We start from the raw sequence: 12,794 nt of genomic DNA, 5'->3' as shown, positions 1-12,794 counted from the left end.
AATCCAACCAGCCGTACAGGTCAAAATGTCATCTAGGAACCGACGCTCCAATGGTCCGGAGTAGACTGATCTAAACAGCTACCGTAGCCGCCTCGTCCAAAGCGCCATGTGAGGCCGGCGCCGATCCAGTAGCTTTCAATCGATGTTGTTGTGAAGTTACCGAGTTGTTCCGAGTCCCGAAACATCCCCCCTGCCATCACGTCCATATCAATTCCCGGTAACACATCCACCATACCCAATCCAAACGAAAGGCGATGTTGACTGGTCACTGCGAGCAAAGCCTGCGAATATCGAACGGCAGCGAGATCACCCGGTTGTATTGCACCGCCAAGATTGTTGCCCGGAGTAGGGTCCATTGGGTTCTCAGCCCAGACATAGCCCGCTCTATATCGAAGCCGATCGCGGGTCAATTGAACGCCGGTTTGCACCACCCATTGGTTGTCGTAGATAGCGCCAAACAAATCCGCATCGTCCCACAGTTTGTAGACCAGATCGATGCCCACCAACAACCGGCCATCCATCATCGCGCGGTTTGCAAATCCTACCCCTATGTTTTGAGGGAGATCCATGTTGACGTCTATCGAGGTTTGGCCGACACCTGGATTGAGGAGAAACGCATTGTCGAATGTGTAGGATTGCGCGGTTTGATAGTAACCACCGACGGTGGTCGCATCCGTCAATAGATAGTTCGCCCCTACGGTGCCTCGTATCGCGTAATCGGGCGTCATACCACCGGCGCCAACGAAGGGGCCATCGAGGAACGCGATTCCCAGGGCTAGGCTTGATCCCAGCGTCAATCGGTCTGTCAGATCCACTCCCACCCCAACAGGCATACTAAAAATCGCTAAACCAGCATTGGTACCACCGCTTTGAGGCACATGACGGTAGTCGGAGAATGCACCTGCGGACGTAACAAAACCGACTCCAATAGTGGCTGGCAATCCGAGCTCGTCCAAATCCTGTGTCACACCGATATTTCCCGCAGGTGTCCCCGGTGCAGTCGATTTCGCCGAGTAAGGCTGGATCAGCGGGTTTTGCCCGACGATAGGGATGTTGCTGGCCTGCGACATATTGAACGTCGCCTCCGCCCACCCCCCCGCAAACGAGAACTGGGTTCCTCGAAATTGGGTGAGCGAAGCTGGATTGGCATTCAGCGCGCTCGTTAAATCCTGCGGTCGGGCAATGCTCACCCCGCCCATCCCCCCCGATGCAGGCATCAACGTATTGTGTAGCTCGGGACCAAAGCTTTGTCCTAACACGGAAGCTGAGCCACCCAGTGGGATACCAACCATTGAGACTAACTTGGCCATTCCGAGCAAACGAGTCCCCCAGCGGAGCCATCGTTTTCCGTTCCGCTGGAAACGGCCACCTATGGATTCATCAAACTTCCGAATCTGCTTCACGATTTGCTCCTTTGAGTCCGCCGCTTAGACGAAGTCGCGTCCAAACGGGCGTCCCTGCACTTTCCATCCAACGGCTGCCAATTTCCCTCGACCATTGAGATCCACCGCCTCCGTAAAATCGGCAATATCGCTAAAGACAACACATAAAATCGAAACGGAATCCAGCTCTTTCCTCAAGTTTGGGCTCGAGGAGTCCCTTCATGGCGCCCCGGGATTGCGGGATGGGCTCTCGATTTTCTCCTAAGTGCTCGGAAAATTGCTAGCCAGGGAACTATACTGGTGCTCCATCTGGATCGCCTTTGGCCCTCTCTCTCCGGGTCCAGATTCCTCCCTACTGCTTGGTATTCTCCCCTGTTCCTCCTTGATCGAGTCCCCATGAATATCTATTCGAAGATTCTTTGTTGCTTCGTCGTCGGGTGGTTGGCCTTGAGTGGCAGCACGTTGTGGGCCCAACCATTTGCTAACAAGAAGTACGGCCAGGAGGACAAGTTTCGTCAATTGGAAGAAATTCTTCCCACTCCCAACTCCTACCGCGCTGCGACGGGTGAGCCCGGCCCAGACTATTGGCAACAAAAAGTCGATTACAACATCGATGTGACGCTCGATGACGAAAAGCAAACCATCTACGGTTTGGAATCGATTCGCTACCACAACCAATCACCCCACGTTCTGAAGTATCTGTGGTTGCAACTGGATCCCAATATCTTCAAACCGGATAGCGATGCCAACAAGACGCGCTCGGGGCGCTTCGGTGGTGCGCAAGGCCGCGTCTCAACGGGCGAGATCGAAGCGATTAAGCTGCGACAGTCATTTGAAGGTGGCTGCAACATCGAAACGGTCACAGACATGCAAGGTAACACGATCCCCCACAAGGTCGTGGACACGATGATGCGAATCGATCTCAAGTCGCCATTGCCCTCAGGCGAGGTCTTCCAGTTCAAAGTGAAATGGAACTACAAGATAAATAACGCGCGGCTGTTGGGAGGTCGGGCCGGATACGAGTACTTCGAAAAGGACGGCAATTACCTCTACGAAATCGCGCAGTGGTTCCCTCGCTTGGCCGCGTTTACCGATGTGAACGGCTGGCAACACAAACAGTATCTAGGGCAAGGGGAGTTCACTCTCGAATTCGGTGACTACATCGTTCGCATCACCGCACCCGCAGACCATATAGTCGCTTCGACCGGAGTTCTTCAAAACGCAAATGAGGTTCTTACTGAGGAACAACGCAATCGATTAGAGCAAGCAAAGAAATCCCCCAAGCCGGTCTTCATTGTGACTCCCGAAGAAGCCAAAGAAAATGAAAAGGATAAGTCCAAGGAGACAAAGACTTGGGTCTACCATGCTGAGAACGTTCGCGACTTTGCATTCGCCACGAGCCGAAAGTTCATATGGGATGCACAGGGACATAACGTCAACGGAAACGAGACCTTGGCGATGAGCTACTACCCGAATGAAGGTGAACCGCTCTGGAGCAAGTACAGCACGCACGCGATTATCCACACTCTAAACGTCTATAGCCGCTACAGCTTCGATTATCCATATCCCATTGCCATCAGCGTCAATGGACCCATCGGGGGAATGGAATACCCCATGATTTGCTTCAATGGACCTCGTCCGCGCGAAGACGGAACCTACTCATCGGCTACCAAATACGGATTGATTTCGGTCGTCATCCATGAAGTCGGACACAACTATTTTCCAATGATTGTAAATAGCGATGAACGCCAATGGTCGTGGATGGACGAGGGGATTAACACCTTCCTGCAATATCTCGCAGAGCAAGAGTGGGAGGACAAGTATCCGTCGCAGCGAGGGGAACCCGAATTCATTGTGCCCTATATGCAGAGCACAGAACAAGTTCCGATCATGACCAATAGCGATTCGATTATGCAGTTTGGACCCAACGCCTATACCAAGCCTGCCACAGCTCTCAACGTATTGAGAGAAACAGTTTTGGGGCGAGAGTTATTTGATTTTGCATTTCGCGAGTACTCGGTCCGCTGGAAATTCAAGCGACCGATGCCAGCAGACTTCTTCCGGACCATGGAGGATGCGTCCGGTGTTGACCTGGATTGGTTTTGGCGAGGCTGGTTCTACACCACCGATCACTGCGATATTGCAATGGACAAAGTGGAGATTTTTGAACTCGACACCAAATCCCCTGACGAGAACGCGGAGCTTGCTAAAAAGAAAAAGGAGAGTCGCCGCAAGTCGCTCTCCGAGCAACGAAACGAAGGGATGAATCGCCGAGTCGATGAATTTCCTGAGCTCAAGGATTTTTATAACACCTACGACCCCAACGAAGTAACCGACGAGCAGCGCAAAGCTTTTGAGAAGTTCAAGTCGGAACTGAACGAAAAGGAGCGAGCGATCTTTGAAAGCACCGATCGCTACTGCCGCGTCGTGTTGAAGAACGAGGGTGGTTTGATCATGCCAGTCATCCTCCTCGTGACCTACACGGACGACACTACCAAGGAGATTCGCATTCCTGCCGAGATCTGGCGTGTGAATAATTTGCAATGCGACACATTCTTCGTCGCGGAGAAGGCAATTAAGGAAATCGAATTGGATCCTTACCGCGAGACCGCAGATATCAATCGTTCCAACAATTACTTCCCCGAGCGTTTCGAACCGACCCGATTCCAACTTTTCAAAGGAGGACGAGTCGGGCGTGGAGGTGCAACGGGCGGCGAAGAAAATCCAATGCAACGGGCGAAGCGGTTAGACGAAGCTAAAGCCAAAGCGGAGCAAGCCAAGTCTGCAGCGAAAGAGGCCGAAGATGCGCCTAAGAAGCCTGAGGTGAAAACAGATGCCTCGCCTGCTATCGATAAAACGGACGCAGAGAAACGAGAGCCGACTGCGAAGAGCGACGACGAGGCTGCTAGGACGAAAAAGAAAGAGCTAAGGGAAGAGCGAAAGAAGAAGAAAAAGAAAGAAGCAGCTGCAGTAGGAGCCGACAAGTGATCGAATGGCACCAAAGGGGTGGGGGCACGCGTCGTTGGATTCTATCCATGATGATGATAGGCCTCGCATGCTTAATAGGTGACGATCAAGCTGTCGCCCATCCATATCATATCTGTGTGGGACAGATGGCATGGAACTCCGAATCGAAAGTTTGGGAAGTATCGTTGCGGCTCCACCCTCAGGATTTGGAGCGGGCCATGAAACAATGGCGGCTTGCGAGCGTCAAGCAGCCCCTGTCGGACAGCCAGCTAGTGGAGTTGCAGAAGGGCTGTAGCGCTGAGGATCCGGAGTTCGAGAAAACGATTCCAGAGTTCTTGCAAGGGGAGTTTTACTTCCTCGCCTTACCTAAGGATTCGAGACTCACCGATGCCAAGGAGCGTATCGAGACCCAAGATGCCAAAACACCCGTTTCTCGCATGAAGTGGGTTGGGAAAGAAACAGAGAAAGGTTGGCTTTGGCTCCATTTTGAAGTAACGCCACCCAAGCTGGATCCAGAGAATCCCGAGCTATGGATTGTCAACAAGATCTTGATAGATGTCGTGGACAAGCAAGAAAACTCGCTCGTAGTCCGCTGGTCACCCACAGAGAAGGTTTCCTATCAATTCAAAAAAGGTGAGATGGCACGCCACATGGCAGGGGTGGCAAGTCGCATGCCAGTGAATTAGGTGGTTTTCAAGGTGGCAAGTCGCGTGCCAGTGAAGTAGGTGGTTTTCAACGTTCATATGCTTTCCTTCCTGTAGCACGTCCCTGTTAGGGCCGTGATAGCATTGGCCTTTTGACGCAACTCCGCACCGTTTCGCATGCCCGCTAACTCATGCCGTTCACTACGAAGCCCCCACCGTGCACTAAGAGGCCCCCACCTTCTCGTTCAATAGCGCATTCCCGATAGCAGGCATTCCCGATAGCAGGCACCCACCTTTTGGGGGGAGTCCCGATTGCACTAAGAGGCCCCCACCTTCTCGTTCAATAGCGCATTCCCGATAGCAGGCACCCACCTTTTGGGGGGAGGGGAGGTTTCTCGCAAAGGCGCCAAGACGCAACGAAACATTCCCGATAACAGGCACCCATCTTTTCAATCGTTCCTCAAATAGCAGGCACCCACCTTTTGATAGCAGGCACCCATCTTTTGGAGGGGGCGGGGACGGAGGGGGGACAGGGTTTGGGGTGGAGTTGGGGGCGGAAGTGGCCTGGGGGGCTGGAATTTAGAGGGATTGGGCTCGGATGGGCGCAGCGGCGAGCCGGACCCGAGAATGCAGGAGGGCGAAGAGAGGGAGATGGGAGAGAGGGAGACTGGAGAGCGGACGTTCTGGCTCAGGCTCCAAGGTGGGGAACCGGAGCTAGCGGAGCCACTTGCTACTTGCCGGTCGCCAGTTGTCGCGAATCGCTCCCCGCTAGGCGAAGCAAGCGGCAGCTTGGCGCTGGCCGCGACTCCAGCGTTTGTGGGTCCGCTCCGCGTCGGCGATCATCGCCTTGGGATTCCCACTACAACGGCTTGTCCCAAAGTACTTCGTGTAGTTCCACACCAAGTCGCACCACATGCTCGGTTCCACTCCCAAGCCGGTAAACAAGGGCTCTAAGGATTCAGGAACCGGACACACGCTCCCTGGCGGATGATCCTGCTGCTTAGCTGTCCATTGCAACAACTTCACATAGTCCTCCAGGTTCATCGTCAAGAACCCTCGGTTGCTGGCGCGCAGACCATTGGTGCTGGCCTGCGGATCAAACGCGTCCACTTCGGGGTCGAGCGTCAAAGGGGCCAACCAGGCGTCTCGGGGGACCAGTGGACGGGGGCCAGTCTGCTTACGAGCCTTCTTCTGCTCCTCGAGCGTCATCTTGGTCCTCCTCGCGATCGATTCCTCCCGGGACAAGGGAATACGATCCAGAGCCGAGGATTCGATCATCGCTCCCTTGGCAGCCTCGATTCGATCGAACACCGACGTGTGCATCGAGAGTTCGATTGTTGCGGCCAGGTTCGCGCGCAAGACATTGAGATCCACATACATGGCGCAGGCCAGCAAACCCGCTTCATCGAGAAGCCGCTTCGCTTTGAATCGGCCATCCCAGAAGCAGCCACTGCATTCATCTTCTGCATTGGCTCGCCTGGCGATGACTTCTGCGAGAGAACGCATGAACCAAGAGATATCGGAGAGTCGGCTGCGATACTCTTGGATCTTCTCGGGATTGGCTACAGCGCTTCGGACATCCTCCTCGTTGGGCTCGGCCAAGACATCGAGGATTCGGGTGCCTGGAAAGAGTCTTAGCCAGCGGGTGGCGACTTCTACGTCGGACCAAGTCTTCACGACATCGGGGCGATTGCGGAGGATGACATGGAGGTGATTGGATAGGACGGAATATTGGAGAACGTCGATACCGAAGACAGAGGCCAGGGACTCCAGGCGCTGGCGAATCCATTCTCTGCGGTGGGTGTAGTCTTTCTGGGTGAGCTCATCGATGCCTGTGAGGAAGGCGCGACGGACACAGCGATGGTAGCAATGAACAAGGCAGATTTCGTCGCTGACGAACTGCTCACAGCGGAGCGTGCTGGACATGGTGGATTTCTCCAAGAAGTTCGGGGTGTAGATCCCATCACCTTATGGGATTGAAGGAAGGGATGCAACCAAATAGGTGAACTTTTTGGAGAGGGGTAAATAGAAGGCACCCACCTAATGGGGGGGAAGGTTTCTCGCGAAGGCGCCAAGACGCAAAAGGGGAGGGGCGGGGATTGGGGGCACCCACTTAATGAGAGTGGGAAATATGAGGCGCCCACCTAATTGGGGAGGGAATAAGAGGCACCCGTAATTTTTGGTAATTTTTGAGGCAACTGTCTTTGTGTGTTCTAGCTGACGAGTCGTCCCGGCAAAGCGAAAAGAACAGCCGCACTTATCCACGCAAGAAACGCATGCGTCAAAAAGGGAATAGGGGGCACCCACATTTTTGATAGCAGGCACCCACCTTTTGGAGGGAGGTTTCGCGCGACGGCGCAAAGTCGCGATCGGAGATTGGGACACCCATCTAACCAAGGCCATGGGGGAGTTTTCTCGCAATGGCGCCAAGACGCAACACGTCAATAAGAGGCACCCACCTTTTGAGGGGGAGTTGAATAGGAGACACCCACAAATTTTTGCTCGATTCAAGCCAGAAGCCTTTGCCGCATCAAGACTTATTGCAATCTTCGTAAATCATAGGGAATAGGGGGCACCCACATTTTTGATAGCAGGCACCCACCTTTTGGAGGGAGGTTTCGCGCGACGGCGCAAAGTCGCGATCGGAGATTGGGACACCCATCTAACCAAGGCCATGGGGGAGTTTTCTCGCAATGGCGCCAAGACGCAACACGTCAATAAGAGGCACCCACCTTTTGAGCGTCAATAAGAGGCACCCACCTTTTGAGGGGGAGTTGAATAGGAGACACCCACAAATTTTTGCTCCCACAAATTTTTGCTCGATTCAAGCCAGAAGCCTTTGCCGCATCAAGACTTATTGCAATCTTCGTAAATCATTACCAGCGTTGGGAGGCACTTACAGTTTTTGGGAGAAAATGGAAGGAACCCTGGGATAGGGGATGAGAGGCACCCAGGGATGGGGGAATGGGATGGAAGGCACGCCGGGATGGGGGGCTTGCAACTGAGGGGGACCCCTGAAGAGGGGGCCAGGACTGTCTTCGCGGCTTGATGGTATGGGCGGGGAGTGGGGCTTATTGGGGTAGGATAGGTTGGGGAGGTTTAAGGGACGTTTTGTTCGATAGTCAGTAGTTGGTCGATGGCTGGTCGAAGTAACTCTTGGACCGAGCCGTCAGGCCAAGTGACGGTAAGCCGATCGATATCCGTCTTGGCTCCCAATCCGAATGTCACAGGCAACTCGACTTGCGATAGGTAGCTTCGGGTAGGACTGACGCGACGCATTTGTCGTTCATCTCCCATTCGAATTTCCACGGTGGCTCCGATTCCATCTCGATTGGATTTCTTACCCACGAGCTTCACGCGGAGCCAATGATTTCCTACCTTTTGATCGTTTCGGAGCAGTCTCGCTTTTTGACCACAACTTGATACGAGAACATCGAGGTCACCGTCGCCATCGATATCGGCATAGGCAGCGCCGCGTCCTACCATTGGCTTGTGGAGGTCGGGACCGGTTTCGCTTTCACGGCACTTGATGAACTCCGTGCTGAATTGAGCTCCTGCATTCCAAAACAGCTGGGGAGGCTGCTCGTAGTGCTGGCTAGCTTGAACGCGTGCGATATCCTCTTCCAAGTGTCCGTTGGCTTGGAAAATATCGAGTCGGCCATCGAGATCAAAATCGAAAAACAGAACTCCAAAGGTGAGCTCTAAACGGGTCGCAGGTCCAAAACCATTGGCAACCGCAGCATCATAGAATTGGAGATTCCGAGAGCGTGAGACGTACAGGGCGGACATCTCGTTCGCAAAATTGCCAATAGCCACGCCGATCGAAGCATCGTTTCGAAACGCCGCTGCATCGATTCCCATTGCACCGCGCGCGGCACCCGAGGCGTCGAAGGCGACACCTGCTAACGCACCGATCTCTTCGAACTTCCCATTCCCAGTGTTGTGCATGAGAAAGTTCTGGACGGTGTCATTGGCGACGATGAAGTCCAAATTTCCGTCGGCGTCGAAGTCTTCAAACACCAACCCTAGCGACTTGGCCATCGGAACTTGGGTCGAGGGATTGAGAACATGTAGACCTGCTTCCTTCGATACATCCCGGAAGGTTCCGTCGCCATTGTTCTGGAAGAGGGAGGGGAATGTACCGCCGAACGGTTGGGGACGGCCGTAGGCTCGTTCCGAACCGCCTACCAATCGGAACTCTTGAGCCAGATCCGATTCGCGACTCCACTGCACGTAGTGGGTGACCAGGAGATCGAGATCACCGTCTTTATCGTAGTCAAACCACCCGCTGGAGACGCTCCACGCATTTGGCTCGCCACCTACTCCCGCTGATTCGGTGACATCCGTGAACTTCGAGCCGTCGTTTCGAAACAACAGATCTTTACCGAGGCAAGAGAGGAACAAATCGACTCGACCGTCATTGTTGAAATCTCCCATCGCGCAGCCCATGCCGTAGACTTCGACCTCCAATCCAGAGCCAGAAGTGACATCGGTGAATACCCCTTTTCCATCGTTTGCAAACAGCTTCAAGGTGGCTGGGGGGGAGTCTGGTTTTTTATCCTGGGGCCAAGCGCAGGAGTTGATCAACAAAATATCTTGGTCGCCATCGGAATCGTAGTCGAAGAACGCGCAACCGCTTCCCATCGTTTCGGGCAAGAGCTTCTCACCGGTCGCGCCGCTGATATGCTCGAACCCCGCTAGTTGACTAGCTTCGGTGATATCCGTCCATGGCACATTAGGAACCGTGACTTTGGGCATTTCTCGCCGATCGGGGAGGGATGTTTCTTGAACGATCTCTTCCTTGAGTTTGGGTTTTTGGGAAAGGTAGTAATAAGCACCACCCCCAATGAGTCCGAGCACTGCGAAGACGATTGCGGAGCCTTTGAAGGCCCTCGCGATTACAGCGTCGTCCTGCTCCGATTCCTGATTCTCCAACTCATTATTGCTATTCGACGAAGCCATTACGGATCACTCAGACTCTTTTTGCAATGGGTAAATCACCAGGGACTCTGCTGCTTCGTTGGCGGCAGGATATTTTTCTCGAGCCAAACCGACTGCAATTCCCTGCGCGTTGTCATCGGGTTTGAAGCGAAGATGCAAATCTTTATGTTTGCGTTCCAGATCTTTGTTCCCGAGCTGTGCATAAATCAAACCCAGATTGTAATGGGCGTTTACGTTTTCCGAATCGATGACAAGGGTTCGTAGAAATTGCTTAGCAGCGTCATGAAGCATCGCCTTGCGATTTGGTTCCTCGGATTCCGATCGCAATTGCTCGGCGCGATCGAAAAGCGTCCGTCCCAGCACGTTCAACGCTTCAATGTCTTTGCTGAAATCGAAACCACGCGACTTCCGTTCCTCGGTCGTCTGATCGACGATCGCTCGGAAGTTGGCTTCCGCTTCAACCAATCGTCCTTGCTCGCGATTGATCAAACCGCTGAACCAAGCGATCGTCCATTCCGGTGCTTTGGGGTCCTCGAAGGCGACCGCTCGGCGGATGGCATCGGCCGCTTCATCGATTCTTCCCTCGCGTAGGTAAACGCGCGCCAAATTCACGGGGCCGTCGAATCGTCCAAGCTGCTCGACTTCCTTGAACGCATCCTCCGCTTGCTTCAATTCCGCTTTCCCCTCCAAGAACAATCCGATGCCGTAATCGTTCCAGCGTTGCCAAACGAGGATCTCGGATTTTTGCTCCATCGAAACAGGCTCCAAGCCCTCGACAGGGAAGGTGACTGTGTCCTGAGCCAGTGTTAGGATCGGCAAGTTATTGGTGTAGTTTCCTTCGGTATCCAATCCCGAATTCGATACGTTGACTCCCGCGTCACGCTCTCGATTCTCCGGTTTCGTGGATTCAGCCAGTCTCTTGTGCACGATTTCCATGTACTCGTGATCGAACTTGCGATACTGCAGTTTCACCGTCGCTTTGATCGGCCCTTGCACATCCTCGGGCACTTGGAAGCTGTAATGGACGACTTGTCCTGCTCCCGGTGGGATTTGATGGTTGTAGAGTGGGGTGAAGATGTCTTGCGGATTGCGGCGATTGATACGATTGCCATGTCGATCGAGCATAAAGACATTGACGAAGTGGGAGCGAGGGTTCACTTCTCCCTTCGAATCCAGTTCGCCGCTTTGTCCGAAGATAGTACCGTTACTCTCCAGCGTGACTTCGAGCCATACTTCGTTCGAGTCCACGGTCCCCTGCGTGAATTCATGACCTACTTTCAACGTCCGGATGATCGATTCCAGGAGATAGTTTTCCCCTCGCTTTAACGTAGGAATCTCAGGTCGAATCGGACCATGCAGCTTGCCGTCGATCTTTCCTTCTTCTTTCACCCCGAAGATATCGACACGTACGACTCCATTGAGGAATTTCTTGTGCTGCGCTTCGACTTTGTCCCAGTACCCGCGCATGAATGGAAGGCCCGAGTTGCCGGACGCAAACGTGTGGTCGTGGATCGACAGCTTTCCCTCCCCTGCGAAGTCCTTCGCACCAAAGTCATTCGACTCAACGAGTCCCATATGGCAATTCGCACAGGCCTTCTCCGCTTTGGGCGGATAATAAAAGCTTCGTACTCCATGCCCTGAAACACCACTTAGCAGCCACGAGTCGTAATGATTCTGCCCTCGCAAGAATTCTTTGTAGTGGTTCAACGCGTAAGGGAGGTGAACTTTGTGGCAAGTCGAACAAAATTCGGATGACTTGTGAAAGTCCTTCAAGAAGGTCTTCTTGTGAAACTCCGGTTTGGCTTTGATCAACTGGTGATTGACCCACTGCAGGAATGGGTTTTCGGTAAACGTGAAGGGATACTGCAAAGGTTCTTCGATCGTGTAGTCTGCGTTTCCTCGCGTGGTGTTGACGTTGGTGATCGCATGGCAAACGGTGCATGTGATTCCAGCTTGCGAAGTGGGGTGATTCACATCGTCGAAATGAGGATCATCGAACGCACCGCTAAAGAACGGAACGGGATCATGGCAACCCGCGCACCATCGAGCGGCTTTGACATTCCCATCCCGCTTCATCGAAACTTCGCGGGTCTCGCGGACACTAACCAAATAGGGAGGGTTGTTGAACGAACTAAAACGGTGAGCGCTATGCTCCCAATGTTTGTAAGCGTCGGCATGGCAGGAGAGGCAGTATTCGTCATTGTCCAACACCTTGGCCGAAATAAATGCTCCGTTGGATGTGCGGGATAGAGATGGTTCGAAATACTTGACCCCCTCGATCGACCCGACCTTGTTCCATTCACGGGGATCTTGCGCGTGCATCGAAACCATCACCGCAACAAAGGAAACCGCGGCGGCACCGTAAGCAACACCGATCCTCCATTTGATCTTCTGCCCAACCAATCGGTGGAGCCAATAAAGCCAAATCGCAACCAACGGGCTCAGCACGTGCAACCAATAGACAACGGAGCGCGTCGCCGGATGCTTGAGATCAAATACATCTCCGATCCGAACCAAAAGAAGCCCCGTGGCTAAGACCACGAGACTGATGGCGAAGAGCGCATAACCGACCCGGATCGCGCGCTTGTTCTTACGCTTGCGGGCCGTGACGAGGTGGATGATTCCGAAGGCCAAAAAGGGGAGGAGGAATATGATGCCTAGGACGACGTGCCCAAGGAACATGTAGAGATAGAACTGGTTTTGATATGTGTGCCCGCTTTGCCATTCCAGAAACGTGATGGTGGCCAAGTAAAGGGAGTTGGCTCCCAGCAACGAAAGGATCGCAAACAACACGTACAGCAACCGCTTCAACTGCGGACCGATTGCCGGCACGTACTTTCGTTTTTTCGGTTGATTCATA

The 12,794-nt window shown here is 53.5% G+C and carries 6 protein-coding genes; 2 read left to right on the top strand and 4 right to left on the bottom strand.

Features of this window, described 5'->3' with window-relative positions:
- Positions 1-32: 32 nt before the first annotated feature.
- Positions 33-1,403, bottom strand: a complete 1,371-nt coding sequence (locus VN12_RS10550) for an OmpP1/FadL family transporter (protein WP_146676767.1) — start codon at positions 1,401-1,403, stop codon at positions 33-35.
- Positions 1,404-1,778: 375 nt separating this feature from the next.
- On the opposite strand from VN12_RS10550, the gene VN12_RS10545 reads away from it, so the two are divergent.
- Positions 1,779-4,370 (top strand): M1 family metallopeptidase, encoded by a 2,592-nt coding sequence (locus VN12_RS10545; RefSeq protein WP_146676766.1) that lies wholly within the window; start codon positions 1,779-1,781, stop codon positions 4,368-4,370.
- 47 nt (positions 4,371-4,417) lie between these two features.
- Positions 4,418-5,035 (top strand): DUF6702 family protein, encoded by a 618-nt coding sequence (locus tag VN12_RS10540; RefSeq protein WP_146676765.1) that lies wholly within the window; start codon positions 4,418-4,420, stop codon positions 5,033-5,035.
- A 726-nt stretch (positions 5,036-5,761) separates the two neighbouring features.
- Here the strand turns inward: VN12_RS10540 and VN12_RS10535 are convergent.
- From VN12_RS10535 to VN12_RS10525, 3 genes are all read right to left on the bottom strand, one after another.
- Entirely contained in the window at positions 5,762-6,919 is a 1,158-nt protein-coding gene (locus tag VN12_RS10535; protein WP_146676764.1) for a hypothetical protein, read from the bottom strand.
- Positions 6,920-8,092: 1,173 nt separating this feature from the next.
- A complete protein-coding gene (locus tag VN12_RS10530; protein WP_146676763.1) occupies positions 8,093-9,955 on the bottom strand; it encodes a CRTAC1 family protein in 1,863 nt (620 codons plus the stop codon).
- A 6-nt stretch (positions 9,956-9,961) separates the two neighbouring features.
- Entirely contained in the window at positions 9,962-12,793 is a 2,832-nt protein-coding gene (locus VN12_RS10525) for a tetratricopeptide repeat protein (protein ID WP_146676762.1), read from the bottom strand.
- Between the last annotated feature and the right edge of the window lies 1 nt (position 12,794).

It is taken from the genome of Pirellula sp. SH-Sr6A (assembly GCF_001610875.1).
Taxonomy (GTDB): domain Bacteria; phylum Planctomycetota; class Planctomycetia; order Pirellulales; family Pirellulaceae; genus JBKCUI01.
The sequence above is the reverse complement of the archived record's forward strand: the minus strand, read 5'-3'. Positions and strand labels throughout refer to the sequence as shown.

Coding starts and splice junctions, on each gene's coding strand:
- VN12_RS10545 (WP_146676766.1), top strand. CDS start 1,779: ATGAATATCTATTCGAAGATTCTTTGTTGCTTCGTCGTCGGGTGGTTG.
- VN12_RS10540 (WP_146676765.1), top strand. CDS start 4,418: ATGATGATGATAGGCCTCGCATGCTTAATAGGTGACGATCAAGCTGTC.
- VN12_RS10535 (WP_146676764.1), bottom strand. CDS start 6,919: ATGTCCAGCACGCTCCGCTGTGAGCAGTTCGTCAGCGACGAAATCTGC.
- VN12_RS10530 (WP_146676763.1), bottom strand. CDS start 9,955: ATGGCTTCGTCGAATAGCAATAATGAGTTGGAGAATCAGGAATCGGAG.
- VN12_RS10525 (WP_146676762.1), bottom strand. CDS start 12,793: ATGAATCAACCGAAAAAACGAAAGTACGTGCCGGCAATCGGTCCGCAG.